20 protein-coding genes are annotated in these 19,722 nt (G+C 71.1%); 3 read left to right on the top strand and 17 right to left on the bottom strand.

What is annotated here, in order from left to right:
• Positions 1-231: hypothetical protein (locus FHS23_RS22995; protein ID WP_221219965.1), on the top strand; the 231-nt coding region annotated here is incomplete at its 5' end.
• Positions 232-440: 209 nt separating this feature from the next.
• Here FHS23_RS22995 and tyrS read toward each other — a convergent pair.
• The 16 genes from tyrS to infC all read right to left on the bottom strand — a co-directional run bounded on the left by tyrS (position 441) and on the right by infC (position 17,353).
• On the bottom strand, positions 441-1,715 hold the full coding sequence (gene tyrS / locus FHS23_RS21990) for a tyrosine--tRNA ligase (RefSeq protein WP_183659211.1): 1,275 nt from the start codon (positions 1,713-1,715) through the stop codon (positions 441-443).
• Positions 1,716-1,795: 80 nt separating this feature from the next.
• A complete protein-coding gene (locus FHS23_RS21995; protein WP_183659213.1) occupies positions 1,796-2,422 on the bottom strand; it encodes a DNA-3-methyladenine glycosylase in 627 nt (208 codons plus the stop codon).
• A gap of 22 nt (positions 2,423-2,444) precedes the next feature.
• A complete protein-coding gene (argH, locus tag FHS23_RS22000; protein WP_183659215.1) occupies positions 2,445-3,878 on the bottom strand; it encodes an argininosuccinate lyase in 1,434 nt (477 codons plus the stop codon).
• Positions 3,878-5,308 carry an argininosuccinate synthase gene (argG, locus tag FHS23_RS22005; protein ID WP_183659218.1) on the bottom strand — a complete coding sequence of 477 codons (1,431 nt, stop codon included), beginning with the start codon at positions 5,306-5,308 and terminating at the stop codon, positions 3,878-3,880. The genes argH and argG overlap by 1 nt, the downstream gene beginning before the upstream one ends.
• A 22-nt stretch (positions 5,309-5,330) precedes the next feature.
• Positions 5,331-5,828 carry an arginine repressor gene (locus tag FHS23_RS22010; protein WP_183659220.1) on the bottom strand — a complete coding sequence of 166 codons (498 nt, stop codon included), beginning with the start codon at positions 5,826-5,828 and terminating at the stop codon, positions 5,331-5,333.
• Positions 5,829-5,940: 112 nt separating this feature from the next.
• A complete protein-coding gene (argF, locus tag FHS23_RS22015; protein WP_183659222.1) occupies positions 5,941-6,870 on the bottom strand; it encodes an ornithine carbamoyltransferase in 930 nt (309 codons plus the stop codon).
• A 1-nt stretch (position 6,871) separates the two neighbouring features.
• Complete coding sequence (locus tag FHS23_RS22020) at positions 6,872-8,059, bottom strand: acetylornithine transaminase (RefSeq protein WP_183659224.1); 1,188 nt, start codon at positions 8,057-8,059, stop codon at positions 6,872-6,874.
• Positions 8,059-8,985 carry an acetylglutamate kinase gene (gene argB / locus FHS23_RS22025; protein ID WP_183659226.1) on the bottom strand — a complete coding sequence of 309 codons (927 nt, stop codon included), beginning with the start codon at positions 8,983-8,985 and terminating at the stop codon, positions 8,059-8,061. The genes FHS23_RS22020 and argB overlap by 1 nt, the downstream gene beginning before the upstream one ends.
• Positions 8,982-10,133, bottom strand: coding sequence for a bifunctional glutamate N-acetyltransferase/amino-acid acetyltransferase ArgJ (gene argJ / locus FHS23_RS22030; RefSeq protein WP_183659228.1), 1,152 nt, complete (start codon positions 10,131-10,133; stop codon positions 8,982-8,984). The genes argB and argJ overlap by 4 nt, the downstream gene beginning before the upstream one ends.
• Entirely contained in the window at positions 10,130-11,152 is a 1,023-nt protein-coding gene (gene argC, locus FHS23_RS22035) for an N-acetyl-gamma-glutamyl-phosphate reductase (protein ID WP_183659230.1), read from the bottom strand. The genes argJ and argC overlap by 4 nt, the downstream gene beginning before the upstream one ends.
• A gap of 104 nt (positions 11,153-11,256) precedes the next feature.
• A complete protein-coding gene (gene pheT, locus FHS23_RS22040) occupies positions 11,257-13,860 on the bottom strand; it encodes a phenylalanine--tRNA ligase subunit beta (protein WP_183659232.1) in 2,604 nt (867 codons plus the stop codon).
• A 115-nt stretch (positions 13,861-13,975) separates the two neighbouring features.
• The gene (pheS, locus tag FHS23_RS22045) at positions 13,976-15,043 is read right to left on the bottom strand and encodes a phenylalanine--tRNA ligase subunit alpha (RefSeq protein WP_183659234.1); all 1,068 of its coding nucleotides are present in this window, start codon (positions 15,041-15,043) and stop codon (positions 13,976-13,978) included.
• A gap of 146 nt (positions 15,044-15,189) precedes the next feature.
• The gene (locus tag FHS23_RS22050; protein WP_183659236.1) at positions 15,190-15,957 is read right to left on the bottom strand and encodes a TrmH family RNA methyltransferase; all 768 of its coding nucleotides are present in this window, start codon (positions 15,955-15,957) and stop codon (positions 15,190-15,192) included.
• A 32-nt stretch (positions 15,958-15,989) separates the two neighbouring features.
• Positions 15,990-16,367 carry a 50S ribosomal protein L20 gene (gene rplT, locus FHS23_RS22055; protein ID WP_183659238.1) on the bottom strand — a complete coding sequence of 126 codons (378 nt, stop codon included), beginning with the start codon at positions 16,365-16,367 and terminating at the stop codon, positions 15,990-15,992.
• Between the two features lie 61 nt (positions 16,368-16,428).
• On the bottom strand, positions 16,429-16,623 hold the full coding sequence (gene rpmI, locus FHS23_RS22060) for a 50S ribosomal protein L35 (RefSeq protein WP_183659239.1): 195 nt from the start codon (positions 16,621-16,623) through the stop codon (positions 16,429-16,431).
• 106 nt (positions 16,624-16,729) lie between these two features.
• A complete protein-coding gene (gene infC, locus FHS23_RS22065) occupies positions 16,730-17,353 on the bottom strand; it encodes a translation initiation factor IF-3 (RefSeq protein ID WP_183659378.1) in 624 nt (207 codons plus the stop codon).
• Between the two features lie 308 nt (positions 17,354-17,661).
• Here infC and FHS23_RS22070 point away from each other — a divergent pair, with 308 nt between their 5' ends.
• Complete coding sequence (locus FHS23_RS22070; RefSeq protein WP_343054194.1) at positions 17,662-18,036, top strand: DUF1844 domain-containing protein; 375 nt, start codon at positions 17,662-17,664, stop codon at positions 18,034-18,036.
• Between the two features lie 198 nt (positions 18,037-18,234).
• The gene (locus FHS23_RS22075; protein WP_183659241.1) at positions 18,235-19,017 is read left to right on the top strand and encodes an aminoglycoside phosphotransferase family protein; all 783 of its coding nucleotides are present in this window, start codon (positions 18,235-18,237) and stop codon (positions 19,015-19,017) included.
• Here FHS23_RS22075 and FHS23_RS22080 read toward each other — a convergent pair.
• Positions 18,990-19,703, bottom strand: coding sequence for a response regulator (locus FHS23_RS22080; protein WP_183659243.1), 714 nt, complete (start codon positions 19,701-19,703; stop codon positions 18,990-18,992). The genes FHS23_RS22075 and FHS23_RS22080 overlap by 28 nt on opposite strands.
• Positions 19,704-19,722 lie beyond the last annotated feature (19 nt).

The following is a 19,722-nucleotide window of genomic DNA, read 5'->3' on the forward strand; positions in this document are numbered from 1 at the left end:
ATCAAACTCTCCAACAATGCATTGAAAAATTCAAACCAAGCAAAAAACACACAACCACAACCAACAACCGTCAGCCATGGCCACGCGCTAGCTCACAAACCCCAAAAAAAAGGGGCACAAAGCAACAAAACAAAGCTCACAAACACACTGTTGAGTTCTCAAACAACACGCAGTTGGTTTTTGTCGTCAGAGCGCGGTCAGCTTCGCATCAAACCTACCGGCTTGTTATGAGCTGATCGCTCCGACTGGGAACACCCACTCTACCACGTCCGTGGGAGCTTGGTTCATGTCCCCTCGCCTGGTAACCCGGGGCTTCCGACTTCGGCCTTTCGGCTTCCGTCTGCCCGGTCTCCCTGGCGACAAGAAGAAGATTACACGTCCGCGAAACCCTCTGAAACAGGGGGGTCCCCTTACGGCGAAACCCCTGGTCAGCGGGCAGATCACGCCAGCAGGCGCACTCCGGCCAGGTTGCGCTTGCCGCGGCGCACGACGAGCCACCGCCCGTGCAGCGCGTCCGAGGCCGACGGCCCCCACGTCTCGTCGGTGATCTTCGTGTTGTTCACGTACGCCCCGCCCTCCTTGACGGTGCGGCGCGCGGCGCCCTTGCTGTCCACCAGCCCGGTGGCCACGAGCACGTCCACGACCGTCGGCTCGTCGGCCAACGTCACCTCGCCCACGGGCACTTCCGCGAGGGCGGCGCGCAACGTCGCCTCGTCGAGCCCGGCCAGCTCGCCCCTGCCGAACAGGGCCTGACTCGCGGCGACGACCTGGGCCGTCTGCTCCGGGCCGTGCACGAGATCCGTCAGCTCCTGGGCCAGCCGTCGCTGCCCCGCCCGCGCGGCGGGCCGTTCGGCCGTGGCGGTCTCGAGTTCGGCGATCTCGTCGCGATCGAGGAACGTGAGCAGCTTCAGGTACTCGACGACGCTCGCGTCGGGCAGGTTGAGGAAGTACTGGTACCAGGCGTACGGCGAGGTCAGCTCCGGATCGAGCCACACGTTGCCGCCACCCGTGGACTTGCCGAGCTTGCGGCCGTCGGCGTCGGTGACCAGCGGGGTCGTCAGCGCGTGCACCTGCGCCCCGTGGACCCTCCGCACCAGGTCGACGCCCGCGACGATGTTGCCCCACTGGTCCGACCCGCCGATCTGGAGCGTGACGCCGTACCGCTCGAACAACTCCCGGTAATCGGTCGCCTGCAGGAGCATGTAGCTGAACTCGGTGTAGGAGATGCCCTCGCCGTCGAGCCTGCGTTTGACCGTCTCGCGCGCGAGCATCGTGTTGATCGAGAAGTGCTTGCCGACGTCGCGCAGGAAGGTCGGCACGTTCATGGCACCGAGCCAGTCGAGGTTGTTGACCTCGATCGGAGGCACGTCCGCGTGATCGAAGTCGACGAACCTGGCCAACTGGCCGCGCAGTCGCTCCGCCCATTCGCGCACGGTGTCCTCGGAGTTCAGCGTCCGCTCGCCGACGTCCCGGGGATCGCCGATCAGTCCGGTGCCGCCGCCCGCGAGCAGGACCGGGCGGTGGCCCGCGTTCTGCAGGCGCCGCAGTACCAGCATCTGGACGAGATGGCCGGCGTGCAGGCTCGGCGCGGTGGGATCGAAACCGATGTAGGCCGCCACGGGTCCCGCGTCGAGGTCGCGGCGCAACGCGTCGAGATCAGTGGACTGGGTGACCAGTCCCCGCCAGGTCAGCTCGTCAAGAATGTGCTCACTCACGCGGCCCATTGTCCCCGGGCGGTCGCGGGCGCACTCCGGAGGGATCGCGACGTCTCGCGGGGGTCACACCGGCGGGGCGTTCAGCGGCGGGCGCGGCCACCCCGCCGGTACGTGCTCACCGCGGGCGAGCCGTCGATCCAGAACCGCCACGGCACGTCCTGGGCCGCCGCCACGCCGACCCGCGGGCCCGTGCGGATGCGTTCCGCGGCCACACCCTCGCCCTGCAACAGGCGCACCGGCGACGTCGCGTCGGTGAGGTCGAGGCCGTTGTGCGCCGAGTCCAGCCCCAGCAGAGAGGTCAGGACCGCGGGTCCCTTCGCGACGGCGCCGTTGCCCCGGGCGGTCGGCCGCCGCGACCGCGCCAGCTCCCGCCCCTCGATCACCTCGCCCGCACGCACGAGCACCGCGCCCGGTTTGCCGTCGGTGAGCCCCACGACGTTGGCGCAGAAGTGCATGCCGTAGACGAAGTAGACGTACAGATACCCGGCCGGGCCCCACATCACGTCGTTGCGGGGTGTCCGGCCGCGGTAGCAGTGCGACGCCGGGTCGTCGAGACCGCGGTAGGCCTCGACCTCGGCGAGCCGCACCCGCACCGTGCCCTCGTCGCTGCGCGATTCGAGCACGCAGCCCAGCAGCCACGGCGCCAGGGCGACCGGATCGACGGCGAGGTCGTCGCGGCTCACCACCCGCGTTGCGTCGTCGATCATGTCGGGGAGGATAGCGTCGTCGTCACGGCCGTCGGTCGGCCCGCGCGGCCGTGGCCGCCCACGCCCGGTGTGCGGAGGCGCGCTCGACGAGCCGGTCCCGTTGTTCGGCCACGCGCGGGGGTGCGGTGCCGCCCTTGGCGTCGCGTGAGGCCACCGAACCCTCGACGACCAGCACCTCCCGCACGTCCGCGGTCAGCTCCGCGTGGATCGCCGACAACTCGTCGTCGGTGAGGTCGTCGAGTCCGACCCCGCGCCCCTCGGCGACGCGGACGCACTCGCCGGCGGCCTCGTGGGCAGCGCGGAACGGCACGCCCTTGCGCACGAGCCACTCGGCGACGTCGGTGGCGAGCGTGAACCCTGCGGGAGCCAGCGCGGCCATCCGGTCGGTGTGGAACGTCAGTGTGCCGAGCATGCCCGCGAGCGCGGGCAGGAGCAGCTCGAGGTGCGCCACCGAGTCGAAGACGGGTTCCTTGTCCTCCTGCAGATCGCGGTTGTACGCGAGCGGCTGCGCCTTGAGCGTCGCCAGCAGGCCCGACAGGTTGCCGATGAGCTTGCCCGACTTGCCACGGGTGAGTTCGGCGACGTCCGGGTTCTTCTTCTGCGGCATGATCGAACTGCCGGTGGCCCACGCGTCGTCGAGCGTGACGTAGCCGAACTCGGCGGTGTTCCAGAGGATGACCTCCTCGGCGATCCGCGACAGGTTCACCCCGAGCATCGCGACGGCGAACGCGAACTCCGCGGCGAAGTCCCGGGACGCGGTGCCGTCGATGGAGTTGTCGACGCTGCCGTCGAAGCCGAGTTCGGCGGCGACGGCCTCCGGGTCGAGGCCCAGTGACGACCCGGCGAGCGCGCCGGACCCGTAGGGCGACTCGGCGGTGCGCGCGTCCCAGTCCCGGAGCCGGGTCACGTCCCGCAGCAGCGCCTGGGCGTGTGCCAGCAGGTGGTGTGCGAGCAGGACCGGCTGGGCGTGCTGCAGATGCGTCCGGCCGGGAAGCACGGCGTCGGGGTGCCGGTGCGCCTGCGCGACGAGCGCGTCGACGACGTCGAGCGTGCCGGTCACGACCCGCCGGGCCGCGTCCCGCAGCCACATCCGGAACTGGGTGGCCACCTGGTCGTTGCGGGACCGGCCCGCGCGCAGCTTCCCGCCCAGCTCGGCACCCGCTCGTTCGAGCAGGCCGCGTTCGAGGGCCGTGTGCACGTCCTCGTCGGCGATCGTCGGCGTGAACGCGCCCGACGCGACGTCCTCGGCGAGCGTGTCCAGTGCCGCGAGCATGCTCTCCAGCTCGCTCGACGAGAGCAGCCCGGCGCGGTGCAGCACCCGGGCGTGCGCCCGCGAGCCGGCGATGTCGTACGGCGCCAGCACCCAGTCGAAGTGCGTCGACGCCGACAGTGCCGCCATCGCGTCGGCGGGCCCGCTCGCGAACCGCCCGCCCCAGAGCTTGACGTTGTCGTTCATCAGTCGGTCCCGTACTCCATGGCTGCCTCGTCGAGCGGCGTGGGCGTCTCGCCCGACACCTCGGGATTGTCGGTGATGCGGTCGGCACCGCCGGTGGGCAGTTCGCCGAACAGCGTGCCGTTCTCGACCAGCACCTGACCCTGGTCGAGCGGCTGCTGCGCGTAGAACTCCAGCTTGTGCCGCGAGTCGGCGATGTCGAGGTTGCGCATCGTCAGCTGGCCGATGCGGTCGGTCGGGCCGAACGCGGCGCCCTCGACGCGCTCCATCGACAGCCGCTCCGGGTGGTACGAGAAGTTGGTGCCCTCCGTGGCGAGGATCGTGTAGTCCTCACCACGGCGCAGTCGCAGCGTCACCTCACCCGTGACCAGGGAGGCGATCCACCGCTGGATGGCCTCGCGCTGCATCAGCGCCTGCGGGTCGAGCCAGCGGCCCTCGTAGAGCAACCTGCCGAGCTTGCGGCCCTCGGTGTGGTAGTTCTCGACCGTGTCCTCGTTGTGGATCGCGTTGAGCAGCCGCTCGTAGGTGATCCACAACAACGCCATACCGGGCGCCTCGTAGATGCCACGGGACTTGGCCTCGATGATCCGGTTCTCGATCTGGTCCGACATGCCCAGGCCGTGCCGACCTCCGATGGCGTTGGCCTCGACCACGAGTGCCACCGGGTCGTCGAACGTGCGGCCGTTGATCGCCACCGGACGGCCGGCCTCGAACCGCACCGTGACGTCCTCGGCCGGGATCTCCACCGAGGGATCCCAGAACTTCACGCCCATGATCGGGTCGACGGTCTCCAGCGACACGTCGAGATGCTCCAGGGTCTTCGCCTCGTGCGTGGCGCCCCAGATGTTGGCGTCGGTCGAGTAGGCCTTCTCCGCCGGGTCGCGGTAGGGCAGACCGTGCTCGGTCAGCCACTCGCTCATCTCCTGGCGGCCGCCGAGCTCGCGCACGAAGTCCGGATCCAGCCACGGCTTGTAGATGCGCAGCTCCGGGTTGGCCAGCAGCCCGTAGCGGTAGAACCGCTCGATGTCGTTGCCCTTGAACGTCGACCCGTCGCCCCAGATGTCGACACCGTCGGCCTGCATCGCGCGCACCAGCATCGTGCCGGTGACCGCCCGGCCGAGGGGCGTGGTGTTGAAGTAGGCGCGGCCGCCGGAACGCAGATGGAACGCGCCGCAGGCCAGTGCGGCCAGACCCTCGTCGACGAGCTGCCGCTTGCAGTCCACGATGCGGGCGATCTCCGCGCCGTACTCCTTCGCCCTGTCCGGCAGACCGGCGATGTCGTCCTCGTCGTACTGCCCGATGTCGGCCGTGTACGTGCACGGCACCGCGCCCTTGTCACGCATCCACGCCGCGGCCACCGACGTGTCGAGGCCACCGGAGAACGCGATGCCGACGCGCTCCCCGTTCGGCAGGGACATGAGTACCTTGCTCAATTTCGTTTCCTTCGCTGTGGGGTCAGTCGGAGTCGGTGGAGTGGCCGTCGGCCAGTTCGGTCAGCAGGCGGGCCAGCGCGGGGCCGCCGCCGGGTTCGCGCGCGATCACCATCACGGTGTCGTCACCGGCGATGGTGCCGAGCACCTCGCCCAGCGCCGCCCTGTCGATCGCACTGGCCAGGAACTGCGCCGCGCCGGGCGGAGTGCGCACCACCGTCAGGTTGGCCGAGCCCTCCGCAGACACGAGCAGTTCGCCGAGCAAGCGCGACAGCCGGGACGTGCCACCCTGCACGCCCTTGACCGGGCTGCCGTCCTCCGGGATCACGTACACCGGCGCGCCGGAGTCCGCACCGCGGAGCTTCACGGCGCCCAGTTCGTCGAGGTCCCGCGACAACGTAGCCTGCGTGACCTCCACGCCCTCGGCCGCCAGCAGTTTCGCCAACTCGGTCTGGCTGCGGATCGCCATACTGGACACCAGCTCGGTGATCCTGGCCTGCCGCGCCACTCGGGACAGGCTCATCGTCGTCCCCTGCGGAACGCCGTCCCCTGCTGGGGTGCACAAGCGTGCCACGGCAGGGGGCCAACCCGGTCGGCCTTCATGAGCCGGGCTCCGCGAACTCCGCCGTCGTGGCTCATGCGGACTCCTTCTGGCCCATCAACCACGTCAGCAGCGCCTTCTGCGCATGGAGCCGGTTCTCAGCCTCGTCCCACACCGCGCTCGCCGGGCCGTCGATCACCTCGTCGGTGATCTCCCAGCCGCGGTGGGCGGGCAGGTCGTGGAGCACGATCGTGTCCTTGCCGGTGCGGCCGAGGAGCTCGTCGTTGACCTGGTACGGCCGGAACGGGGCGACGCGGTCCTTGCCGTCGTTCTCCTGTCCCATCGACGTCCACGAGTCCGTCGTCACGACGTCGGCGCCGTCCACGGCGGCGTGCGGATCGGTCAGCACCGCGGCACTGCCGCCCGTCTCGGCGGCGCGGCGGTGCACGGCGTCGAGCACCCACGGCAACGGACGGAATCCCTCCGGCGCCGCGACGCGCACGTGCATCCCCGCGGTGACGCCGCCGAGCAGCAGCGAGTGCGCCATGTTGTTGCCCGCGTCGCCGAGGTAGGTCAGCGTCAGTCCCGCCAGGGCACCCTTCCGTTCCCGCACGGTCTGGAGGTCGGCCAGGATCTGGCACGGGTGGAACTCGTCGGTCAACGCGTTCACCACCGGCACCGTCGCCACCGACGCGAGCTTGTCGATGCGGGCCTGGGCGAACGTGCGCCACACGACGGCGTCGACGTACCGGGACAGGACCCGTGCGGTGTCCTCGATCGTCTCCTCCCGCCCCAACTGCATGCTGCGCCCGTCGACGACGACCGGATGCCCGCCGAGCTGCGAGATGCCCACCTCGAAGGAGAACCGCGTACGCGTGGAGTTCTTCTCGAAGATCACGGCGACGGACTGCGGACCCGCGAGCTGGTCGCCGTACGGCCGCTCTTTCAGGTCGTCGGCCAGGTCGAGGATCTCGGACTGCTCGTCCGGGGTCAGATCGTCGTCACGGAGGAAATGGCGTGGCATGTCAGTCCTTTGCCTCGAGCGCCGCGGTCAGCACGGCCGGCAGCGCCGACACGAGCTCACCGGCCTGGTCCTGCGACAGGATCAGTGGCGGCGCGAGCCGGATCACGTCCGGCGGGATGGGGTTGATGAGGAGGCCCGCTCGCTGCGCGGCGGTGGCGGCCTTGGCCGCCACCGCCTCGGTCAGCCGCACGCCGAGCAGGACGCCGCGGCCGCGGACGCCCGCGACGAGCGGGTGGCCGAGCGCTTCGATCCCGGCGGCGAGATCCTTGCCGACCGTCTGCACGTGCTCGAGCAGCCCGTCGGCGGCGATCGTGTCCAGCACGGCCAGCCCGGCGGCGCAGCACACCGGGTTGCCGCCGAACGTCGTCCCGTGCTGGCCCGGTTCGAACAGGGCCGCCGCGTCGCCGAACGCCAGGCACGCACCGAGCGGCAGCCCGCCACCGAGCCCCTTCGCCAGCGTCACGATGTCCGGCGTGATGCCCTCCTGCTGGAAACCGAACCAACTGCCGAGCCTGCCGATACCGGTCTGCACCTCGTCGACGACGAGCAGCGCGCCGTGGGCGCTCGTGAGCTCCCTCGCGGCCCGCAGGTAACCCTCGGGCGGCACGACGACGCCGTTCTCGCCCTGCAGCGGCTCGACCACGAACGCCGCGGTGTCGTCGTCGATCGCGGCCTCGAGGGCGGCGACGTCGCCGTACGGGATGTGCTCGACGCCCGGCACGAGCGGTTCGAACGGTTCGCGCTTGCCCGGCTGACCGGTGAGCGCGAGCGCACCCATCGTGCGGCCGTGGAACCCGCCGTCGGTCGCGATCACCTTGGTCCGGCCGGTGCGCCGCGTGAGTTTGAGTGCCGTCTCGTTCGCCTCGGCTCCCGAGTTGCAGAACAACGCCTTGCCGTCGGCCACGCCGGACAGTTCGAGCAGTCGTTCGGCGAGGGTCAGCGCGGGTTCGTTGATGTAGAGGTTCGACGTGTGGCCGATCGTGGCGGCCTGGCGCGTCACCGCCTCGGTCACCGCCGGGTGGGCGTGGCCGAGCGCGTTCACCGCGATGCCGGTGAGAAAGTCCAGGTAGCGGTTCCCGTCGGCGTCCCACACCACGGCACCCTCACCGCGCGTGAGCGACAGCTGCGGCGTGCCGTAGTTGTTCATCATCGCGGCCTGCCACCGCCGCTGGTCGTCCTGATTGGACATCAGAGGGCCTCCTGCGAGCCGTCGGGCAACACCATCGTGCCGATGCCGCGTTTCGTGAACACCTCGAGCAGCACCGAGTGCGGGATCCGGCCGTCGATCACGTGACCGCTGCTCACGCCACCGCGGATGGCGCGCACGCACGCCTCCATCTTCGGGATCATCCCGCTGGCCAGCTCCGGCAGCATCGCCTCGAGCCTGCTGACTGCGAGTTTGTCGATCAATGACGACCGGTCGGGCCAGTTCGCGTACAGGCCTTCGACGTCGGTCAGCACGACGAGCTTCTCCGCCCCGAGCGCCCCCGCGAGCGCACCGGCCGCGGTGTCGGCGTTCACGTTGTGCACCACGCCGTCGGCGTCGGGAGCGACGGTCGAGACGACCGGGATCCGCCCGGCGTTGACGATGTCCTGCACCGCCGCCGGGTTCACCCCGGCGACCTCGCCGACCAGTCCGATGTCGACACTCTCGCCGTCCACCGTGGCCTGTTTCCGTTCGGCCGTGAACAGCCGCGCGTCCTCGCCCGAGATGCCGACCGCGTACGGGCCGTGGGCGTTGATCAGGCCGACGAGCTCCCTGCTGACCTGGCCGACCAGCACCATCCGCACCACGTCCATCGTCTCCGGTGTCGTGACGCGCAGGCCGCCTTTGAACTCGCCCTCGATGCCGAGTCGGTCCAGCATCGCGTTGATCTGCGGACCGCCGCCGTGCACCACCACCGGGTGCACGCCCGCCAGCCGCAGGAACACCATGTCTTCGGCGAACGCACGCTTGAGCTCCTCGTCCACCATCGCGTTGCCGCCGTACTTCACGACCACCGTGGCGCCGTGGAACCGCTGCAGCCACGGCAGTGCCTCGATCAGCACGCCCGCCTTCTCCGACGCCGTGGCCAGGCGTTCGTCGGCGGGGACCAGGGATTCCGGATCACTCATGTCGAATACGCCGAGTTCTCGTGCACGTACGCGTGCGTCAGGTCGTTGGTCCAGATCGTGGCCGTCTCGGTGCCGGCCTTGAGGTCGACGGTCACGCTCACCGCGCGCTCGCCGAGGTCGACCAGTTCACGCGGCTCCCCCGGCTCGCCCCCGCGGCAGATCCACACGCCGTTCATCGCGACGTCCAGTTCCCCCGGCTCGAACGCCGCGCCGGTCGTACCGACCGACGCGAGGATGCGGCCCCAGTTCGGGTCCTTGCCGTACACCGCGGTTTTGAACAGATTGCTGCGGGCGATCGACCGGCCGACCTCGACCGCGTCGTCCTCGGACGCCGCGTTCACCACCTCGATCGCGATGTCGTGGTCGGCTCCTTCGGCGTCGGTGAGCAGCTGCTGCGCCAGGTCGTGGCACACCTCGGTCAGCCGAGCCGTGAACTTCGCCTCGTCGGGCGTCACCCCCGAGGCGCCGCTCGCCATCACCAGCACGGTGTCATTCGTGGACATACAGCCGTCCGAGTCGAGGCGGTCGAACGTCACGCGCGTCGCCGCCCGCAGCGCCCGGTCCGCCGTCGCGGAGTCGACCTGCGCGTCCGTCGTGATCACCACCAGCATCGTGGCCAGTGCCGGCGCGAGCATGCCCGCGCCCTTCGCCATGCCGCCGATCGACCAGCCGTCGCCGGAACGCAGCGCCTCCTTGGGCCGCGTGTCCGTGGTCATGATCGCCTCGGCCGCCGCGGCCCCGCCGTCGGCCGACAGCGTGTCCGCAGCACGGTCGATACCGGCGGTGAGCGTGTCACGTTCCAACTGCTCACCGATCAGCCCGGTGGAGCACACGACGACGTCCACCGCGCCCGTTCCCAGCCGCTGCGCGACCAGCTCGGCGCTGGCGTGCGTCGTCTGGAACCCTTCGGGGCCGGTGTAGCAGTTCGCGCCGCCGGAGTTCAGCACCACCGCCTTCGCCCTGCCGTCGGCGGTGACCTGCTCGCTCCACAGCACCGGATTCGCTTTGCACCGGTTGGCCGTGTACACGCAGGCCGCGACGTCGGAGGGGCCGTCGTTGACGACGAGCGCCACGTCCGGTTTCCCGCTCGCCTTCAGGCCGGCGGTCACCCCGGAGGCCCGGAACCCCTGCGGAGTGGTGATCGTCATGGCGCAACCCCCGTCGTCGGCAGCCCGGTCGTCTCGTCGAGTCCGAGCGCGATGTTCATCGACTGCACCGCGCCGCCCGCGGTGCCCTTCGTCAGGTTGTCGATCGCGGCCACGACGACCAGCCGGCCCGCCTGTTCGTCGACCGACACCTGCAGCTGCACCGTGTTCGAACCGACCGTGGCCGCCGTCGTCGGCCACTGGCCTTCGGGCAGCACCCGCACGAACGGCTCGTCGGCGTAGGCCGCCTCGTACACGCCTCGCACGGCGTCCGCGTCGCCGGTCAACGGTGCACTCGCCGTGGTGAGGATCCCTCGCGGCATCGGGGCCAGCACCGGCGTGAACGACACGGTGACCTGCCGGCCCGCGGCGGCGCTCAGGTTCTGCACGAACTCCGGGGTGTGCCGGTGGGCCCCGGCCACGCCGTACGCGCTGACGTTGCCCATGACCTCCGCGCCGAGCAAATGCGGCTTCAGGCTCTTGCCCGCACCCGACGTGCCGGTCACCGACACGATCGTCACGTCCGGCGCCACGAGATCGGAAGCCACGGCGGGGGCCAGCGCGAGCGAGCCGCCCGTGGGGAAGCAGCCCGGCACGGCCACGCGCGTCGTGGCGCGCAGCCGATCGCGGGCGCCGGGCAGCTCGGGCAGGCCGTACGGCCAGGCGCCGGCGTGGTCGCCCCCGTACCAGTGCTGCCAGTCCGCGGCAGCGGTCAGCCGGTGGTCGGCCCCCATGTCCACGACCAGCACGTCCGGGCCGAGCTGTTCCGCGATCGCGCCGGAGTGGCCGTGCGGCAGCGCGAGGAACACGACGTCGTGCCCGCCGAGGGTCTCCGCCGAGGTCTCGGCGACCACGCGGTCGGCCAGGGGCGCCAGCTGCGGTTGCAGCGCCCCCAGCGGGGTACCCGCGCTACTGGCCGCCGTCAGCGCCCCGATCTCGACGTCCGGGTGCGCGAGCAACAGCCGCAGCAGCTCACCCCCGGCGTATCCGGTGGCACCGGCCACCGCAACCTTCACCGTCATACGAATGATTATGCATGACGGTGCAAGACCAATACAGACGGGGCGGGCAGCACCACGCCATCGGATGAGCGGTGGCCCTCGCGGGCCGTACTCACCGGCGCGGCTCAGCTTCGGAGGGTCGCCCCGAAGCGTTCGGTCACCGCGGCGACCGCGGCGTCGCGTGCCCCGTTGGCCTCCTCGGCCGTCAACGTCCGGTCTTCAGCCCGGAACCGCAGCTTGTAGGCCAGCGACCGCTTGCCCTCGCCGACCTGCTCACCCGTGTAGAGGTCGAACAGCGCCACGTCCTCGAGCAGCTCGCCGCCTCCGTCCCGCAGCGCCGCGGCGACCTGCGCCGACGGCACATCCGCGTCGACGACCAGCGCCACGTCGAGCAGCACCGGAGGGAAGGCCGAGATCGACGGGGCCGGGCGTACCTCGCGAAGCGGCAGCCCGTCGAGGTTCAGCTCCATCGCGACGGTGCGTTTCGGCAGCTCCAGTGCCTCCAGCACCTTCGGGTGCAGCTCCCCCGCGTACCCCACGGTCTCGCCGTCGGCGATCAGCCGCGCACAGCGGCCGGGGTGCCACGGCAACGCGTCGGCGGCCTCGACCTCCAACTCGGTCTTCGCCGCCGCCGCGACGAGCCGGGCCGCCTGGATCGCGTCCGCCCAGCCAGCCGTCTCGCCCTTGCCCCACCAGCCGTCGCGCAACCGCTGCCCGGCGAGCACCACGGCGACGTGCCGCGGCTGATCGGGCACGGCGGCCTCCAGCGCGGCGAGCTCGTCGTCGGCAGGGCGCCCCTCGACGCCGGGGTCCGGCGCGGCGACCTGTCCGTCGCCGGCCAGCACCACCTGTCCGATGTGGAACAGCGACACGTCCCGGGTGCCCCGCGAGATGTTGCGCTGCACCGCGTCCAGCAACCCCGGCAGCAGCGTCGTCGTCAACCGGTTCTTGTCCGACTCCAGCGGGTTCTGCACCTCGACGGTGCGGCGCCGCACGTCGTCGGCAGGCAGCGCGAAGTCGTCCCACACCGAGGCCGACACGAACGGGAACGGCAGCGCCTCGACGTAACCGGCCTCGGCCAGCGCCCGGGACACGGCACGCTCGCGTCGCTGCGCCTCGGTCAGTCCGCGGCCCGCGGGGGCGGGCGGCAGCTCCGAGGGGATGCTGTCGTACCCCTCGAGCCGCAGCACCTCTTCGACCAGGTCGGCGGGCTGGATCAGGTCACTGCGCCAGCTCGGCGGCACGGCGTGCACCAGCGTGGTGCCGTCGTCGGCCGTGTCGACCGCGACCTTGCAGCCGATCTGCGTCAGCCTCCCGACCGTGACGCCGCGCTCGTAGCGCACCCCCGCCACGCGGTCCGGCAAGTTGATCGGCATCGTGACCGCGGGCGCGGGCTCGGCCTCACCGACCACGGTGCGGCCCGGCTGGATGCTGCCGTCACCGTGCCGGCGCAAGAGCTTCGCGGCCCGCTCGAGGGCGGCCTCGCACAGCTGCGGATCGGTGAACCGCTCGAACCGCTTGGCCGCCTCCGAGAACAGCCGGTGCCTGCGCGCGGTGCGGCTGATCGCCGCAGGATCCCAGTGCGCCGCCTCCAGGAGCACATCGGTGCTCTCGGTGCCGATCTCCGTGGTGGCGCCGCCCATCGTGCCCGCGAGGGAGATGACGCCGGTGTCGTCGGCGATCACCACGTCGTCCGGGTCGAGAGCGCGCTCTGCGTCGTCGAGCGTCGTCAGCTTCTCGCCTTCCTCGGCCCTGCGCACCACCAGATCGCCCTTGAGTGAACCGGTGTCGAACGCGTGCAGCGGGTGGCCGAGTTCGAGCATGACGTAGTTCGTCACGTCGACGGCCAGCGAGATGGGGCGCATCCCGGCCAGCAGCAGCCTGCGGCGGATCCACCACGGCGTCGGCGCGCCCGCGTCCAGACCGGTCACCCGGCGCAGCACGAACCGTGGGCACCCCTCCGGGTCCTCGACCCGCACCGGCCAGGCCTCACCTTCCGGTTCGGGCACGTCGAGCCGCGCCGGGTCGCCGAACGGCACGTCCAGCGCACACGACAGTTCCCGCGCCAGCCCGCGCACCGACAGCGCGTAGCCACGATCCGGCGTGGGCGTGAGCTCGAGGACGGTGTCGTCGAGGTCGAGGATCTCGCGCGCGTCGTCGCCCGGCGACGCGGTGCCCGGAGGCAGCACCAGGATGCCGGAGTGATCGTCGCCGATGCCCAGCTCCTTGGCCGAGCAGATCATGCCCTGGCTGATGCGACCGTAGGTCTTGCGCTCGGCGATCGTGAAGTCGCCGGGCAGCGTCGCACCCGGCAGTGCGACGACGACCAGGTCGCCCTCGGCGAAGTTGCGGGCGCCGCAGACGATGCCGTTCGTGCGCGGCTTCGGCAGGCCGCCGGCCACCTCGTCGTCGTCGCCCGCCTCGTTGTCGCCCGCCTCGTCGTCGGCGTCGGCGGGTCGCGTGGCCTCGTCGTAGGCCTCGCCGTCGGTGTCGTCGGCGGAATCGGGCTCACCGATCTCGACCCGGCAGTAGCGGATCGGCTTCTTGAACTCGGTGAGTTCCTCGATCTCGGCGACCCTGCCCACCACAAGCGGCCCGGCGACCTCGCCGACCCGCTCGACCGATTCGACCTCGACGCCGAGGTTGACGAACGCCTCGACGAGCGTGTCGGCCGTGACGTCGTCGCCGAGCTCGAGGTGTTCGGTCAGCCAGCTGACGGGGACTCGCACTACGCCTCCTTGCTGCCGCGGTGCGGACGCATCGGGGTCCGGACCGCAGGATTACCGGAACGGTGGTGGGAACGGGCGCCGACCGCGGTGCGGTGCCGGGCGCCGGGGACGGCCATCAGGCCTCCGTCCCGAACGGCACGGTGAACCGGATGTCGCCTTCCACCATGTCCCGCATGTCGGGGATGCCGTTGCGGAACATCAGCGTCCGCTCGAGACCCATGCCGAACGCGAAGCCGGAGTAGACCTCGGGGTCGACGCCGCAGGCGCGCAGCACGTTGGGGTTGACCATGCCGCAGCCGCCCCATTCGACCCAGCCGGCGCCGCCCTTCTTCTCCGGGAACCACACGTCCACCTCGGCGGACGGCTCGGTGAACGGGAAGAAGTGCGGTCGGAACCGCGTGCCGGACTCCTCACCGAAGATCGCCTTGGCGAACGCGTCGAGCGTGCCGCGCAGGTTGGCCATCGTCAGGCCCTTGTCGACGGCGAGGCCTTCGACCTGGTGGAACACCGGGGTGTGGGTGGAGTCGAGCTCGTCGGTGCGGAACGTCCGGCCCGGGCAGACGATGTACACGGGCAGGTCGCGGTGCAGCAGCGTGCGGGCCTGCACCGGCGAGGTGTGGGTGCGCAGCACGAGGTTGGAGTCCTCGGCGCCCGCGTAGAACGTGTCGGCCATCTGCCGCGCGGGGTGGTCCTTGCCGAAGTTCAGCGCGTCGAAGTTGAACCACTCCGCCTCGAGTTCGGGGCCCTCGGCGATCTCGTAACCCATGCCGACGAAGACGTCGGAAATGCGCTCGGCGATCGTCGTCACCGGGTGCCGGGCGCCGCGCGGCACCCGGTCCCACGGGAGCGTGACGTCGACGGCCTCCTCGGCGAGGACTTTCTCGTCCCGTTCGGTCTTGAGGACGGCGAGGCGCTCGTCGTAGGCGGCCTGCACGGCCTGTCGCGCCTCGTTGACGCGCTTGCCCGCGTCGGACTTCTCCTCCTTGGGCAGCGCACCGATCGCGCGGCGCGCCTGCGGCACGGGCGCCTGGTCACCGAGGTGGGCGGGCTTGACCGCCGCCAGCTCGTCGAGGTCTGCCGCCGCGGCGAAGGCCTGCTCGGCCGCGGTCACCGCTGCCTGCAACGTTTCGGGCGCGAGTGCGTCTCCCCCGCTGGCGGACTGCTTGTCGCTGGCTTCCGACATGTCTCCTCGGCGCGTGAGCTGGTGAAATCGTCAGGACACGGAACATGTCCCGCGGCGTCGGCCGACGCTTAATCGGATTCTAATGACCGGCCCCGCCCTGGTCCCGGTCACCCTCCGTGCGGGCGCACACTCGCGCCCGCGACGGTTCACCCCCCGCGAAGCACCCGGGCATACAGGCACACCGCGGCGGCGGTCGCGAGGTTCAGGCTCTCGGCGTGACCGGGAATGGGGACCCGCACGGTCTCGTCCGCGGCGCCGGCCACCTCCGCGGGCAGGCCGTGGGCCTCGTTGCCGAACAGCCACGCGATCGGGCCGTCGAGCGGAACGCCGGTCAGGTCCTGGTCGGCGTGGCCGTCGGTCGCGATCGTGCGCAGACCCCCGCGACGGCAGGCGTCGAGCACGGCCGCCGGGTCCCGCTCCCTGGCGACCTGCAGGTGGAACAGGCTGCCGGTCGAGGCACGGACGCACTTGCCGTTGTGCACGTCGACCGTGTCGCCCGCGAAGACGACCGCGTCCGCGCCGGCCGCGTCGGCCACGCGCAGCACCGTGCCCGCGTTGCCGGGGTCGGCGACGCCGCACAGCACCGCGACCAGGCGGGGCTGCCCGGCGAGCGCCTCGTCGACAGGGACCGTCACCGTGTCGCACACCGCGACCAGCCCCTGGGGCGAGACCGTTTCCGACAGCAGTTCCGCGGCCCTGCGGTCGATGTAGGAGACCCGCGGCGCCTCCGCGAGGAGGTCGGCGTGCCGTTCCGCGGCGGCCTCGGTGACGAACAGCTCGTGCACCCGCCCGAAGCGCAGGGCCTCGCGCACCGCCTGGGCGCCCTCGGCGAGGAAGCGCCCGGCGTCGTCGCGGCCCGACTTCGTGGTCAGGCGCCGAGCAGCAACGACCCGGGGCGTCTTGTGTGTGAACACGGTGACAGCCCCGGGTCGTGTCGTGTGCGCGGTCAGGCCGACTTCTTCTCGTCGGTGTTGACGTTCTGCTTGGCCACCTCGGCCAGCGAGGCGAATGCCTCGGCGTCGTTCACCGCGAGCTCGGCCAGGATCTTGCGGTCCACCTCGACACCGGCAGCCTTCAGGCCCTGGATGAGCCGGTTGTAGGTGATGCCGTTCTGGCGGGCGGCCGCGTTGATCCGGGTGATCCACAGCTGGCGGAAGTCACCCTTGCGGGCACGGCGGTCCCGGTACGAGTACTGGAACGAGTGGAGCGTCTGCTCCTTGGCCTTGCGGTACAGCCGCGAACGCTGGCCGCGGTAGCCGCTGGCCATGTCGAGAGTTGCGCGACGCTTCTTCTGGGCGTTGACCGCCCGCTTGACGCGTGCCACGGATCCATCCTGTCGTTCGGGGGGCGCCCGGCGCCCCGGTGGTTACGGCGGGTGCGGAAGGTCAGCGACCGAGGAGCCGCTTGACGCGGGGCACGTCGGACGCGGCGACGTCGGTCGTGCCCTCCAGGCGACGGGTGAGCTTGGTGGGCTTGTGCTCCATCAGGTGCCGGCGGCCGACACGCTGACGACGGAGCTTGCCCTTACCCGTCACGCGGACGCGCTTGGCCGTCCCCTTGTGCGTCTTGTTCTTCGGCATTCTTCCCTCTTTCGAACGGCAGCACGCCGACTCGCGGCGTGCTGCACACGTGGCCGCCCGGAAGGGTCCGTATCGCTCCCGGGCGAGCTGCCGTGATCGGGGCCGGTCAGGACTCGGCGCCCTCGGCTTCCTTCGTCGCCTTCGACTTGGTCTTCGTCTTCTTGTGCGGGGCCAGCACCATGATCATGTTGCGGCCGTCCTGCTTCGGCTTCGACTCGATGAAGGCGAGATCCGACACGTCCTCGGCCAGCCTCTCCAGCAGACGGAATCCCAGCTCCGGGCGGGACTGCTCGCGACCGCGGAACATGATCGTGACCTTGACCTTGTTGCCCTGAGCGAGGAAGCGGGACACGTGCCCCTTCTTCGTCTCGTAGTCGTGCGGGTCGATCTTCGGCCGCAGCTTCTGTTCCTTGATGACAGTCATCTGCTGGTTGCGGCGCGACTCGCGGGCCTTCTGCGCGGACTCGTACTTGAACTTTCCGTAGTCCATGAGCCGGGCTACCGGCGGCCGCGCCTGCGGTGCCACCTCGACGAGGTCGAGATCGGCCTCTTCGGCGAGCCGCAGGGCGTCCTCGATGCGGACGATGCCGACCTGCTCGCCGTTCGGTCCCACGAGGCGAACCTCGGGGACGCGGATGCGCTCATTGATGCGCGTCTCGGAGCTGATGGGGCCTCCTTGGTCCAAGTGTCGCTGGTTCTCGTTCGACCCTGGTGCCCACAGTGCCCACATACCACGGGCCCCGGTCACCGGTACGCTGAGTACCTCGGTGCGGGGCCCATCAATCCGATCACGGCCTCGCAGTGGTTGCAGTGTCACTGTGTTGCAGTGCTACCGCGTAGCTGCGGGGCGTTCCACGGGTATGCACCGGACGGTGAACACCCGCGGGACCGGACCCGGCCGCCTTTCGCATGGCGGCGACTCGGGTGGGAGCGGGGCTCCACTTGCGGCCCCCGATCACTCGGGAGCTGGTCGCACATGGAAGGGTACCAGACGTGGCCGACGACTCTTTCAACACACCCGAAACCGGCGATAATCCCGTGGCCGCCGCGGCCGGCTCCGCGGACGCCACGGACCCGACGGACCCGATCGACGCCGTGCGCGAGCTCGAGGAGATCCCCAGCGTCGAGGTCATCAGCCGCGCCGCCGTGATGCTGCTGTCGGCGGCGGCCGAGCGGCTCGGCCTCGCGGACGAGGACCCGGAGACCAGCCCGCGGCGTGACCTGGACGAGGCCCGCAGGCTCATCACCGCGCTGGCGGGCCTGATCACCGCCTCGGCGGAATACCTCGGCGTGCACGCCGCTCCCCTGCGGGACGGACTGCAGTCACTGCAGAAGGCGTTCCGCGAGGCCTCCGCGGTGCCCGACGCCCCCGGACAGGGACCCGGCGAGAAGTACACCGGCCCGGTGCACTGACCACCCGCGCCGCGACCACCCACACCGCGACCACCCGCACTCGACCGCGTCACCGTGGACCTGTCCTCGACCCGTTGCACGGCGGCCCGGGACCGGCTCCGCGCCCGGTTCGGGGCCGCCGCCGACACGTGGTGGGCGGGACTGCCCGAGTAGCTGGCCACACTGACCGAGCGCTGGCAACTGCTGGTCGGAGAACCGGTGGGCAGCGGCAACACGTCTCTCGTCGTCCGGTGCCGCGCCCCGGAAGGCCCGGCGATCCTGAAGCTGACGCCCGCCCCGGACATCGCTGACGCGGAGGCGGCCGCACTCCGCCTCTGGCGACCCTCGGGCAGGGTTCCTGTGGTGTGGGCCGAGGCCGGCGGCGCACTGCTGCTCGAGGCGATGCCGTCCGAGACGACCCTTGCCGACGTCGCGGCCGCGCCCGCACTCCGGGACGTGGCCGCGCTGATCCGCGCGCTCCACGAACGGACACCCGCGCAGGGCGAGCCCGGCGCTCCCGACCCCGGCTCTCCCGGCACCGGCAGCCCCGACACCGACGACACCGGGGCCTTCGGGTTCCGTCCGCAGGCCGAGCGCACGGAGCTGCTGTTCGACCTGTGGCGGAGTCGTGCGGCAGGCGATGCCGACCGGGTGGAGGCACTCGACCGCGGACGGGCACTCGCCCGCGAACTCGCGGCGAGCTCGCCCCGGGTCGTACTCACCCACGGCGACCTGCACCCCGGGAACGTTCTGGCAGCAGGCCCGCGGGGGCTCGTCGCCATCGACCCACGCCCCGGCCTCGCCGATCCAGCGTCCGACGCGATCGACTGGGTGTTTCTCGCCGACCCGTCCCGGTGGCGGCCCACGGCCGAGGAGCTCGCGGCACTGATCGACGTCGACGCGGAACGGCTGTGGGCGTGGTGTCGCGCGTTCGCGGCCCGCCTGGCCGACACCGACGGCGACCCGGCCCGCCGTCAGGCCTTCCGCGACGTCGCCGTGTAGCGCACCTCGGGCCTGCCTACCCCGCCGTAGTGCGGCTTGCGGCGGGCCAGACCGTTGTCGGCCAGGTACTCCAGGTAGCGGCGCGCGGTCACGCGGGCCACGCCGACGGCATCCGCCACTGCGGCCGCCGACAGGCCCTCGCCCTCGTCACCCTCGCCGGAGGGGCGCTCGCGAGCAGCGTCGGCGAGTACGGCGGAGATCGCGTCGAGCGTCTCCCCGCTCATGCCCTTCGGCAGCGCGACGTGCTCCGTGGTGCGCAACGTGGCGAGCATCCGGTCGACCTCGGCCTGGCCGTCGACCTCGCCCGGGCGGGCGGCGTCACGGAACCGGGCGTAGCTGTCGAGTTTGTCCCGCAGCGCCGCGAACGTGAACGGCTTCAGCAGGTACTGCACGACGCCCGCGGACACGGCGGCGCGCACGACGCCCAGATCGCGGGCCGACGTGACGGCGATGACGTCGACGGTGTTGCCCTCCGCCCGCAACGTCCGGCAGACGGCGAGCCCATGGGTGTCGGGCAGGTAGAAGTCCAGCAGGACGAGATCGACGGGATGGGCGCGACAGAACCGCACCGTCTCGGTACCCGAGTGGACGACGCCGGCGACGGTGAACCCGGCGACCCGTTCGACGTACGCACGGTGCGCCTCGGCCGCGACCGGATCGTCCTCCACCACCAGCACCGCAATCATCCTGCCGCGCAGCCTACCG

It is taken from the genome of Prauserella isguenensis (assembly GCF_014191605.1).
Classification (GTDB): domain Bacteria; phylum Actinomycetota; class Actinomycetes; order Mycobacteriales; family Pseudonocardiaceae; genus Prauserella; species Prauserella isguenensis.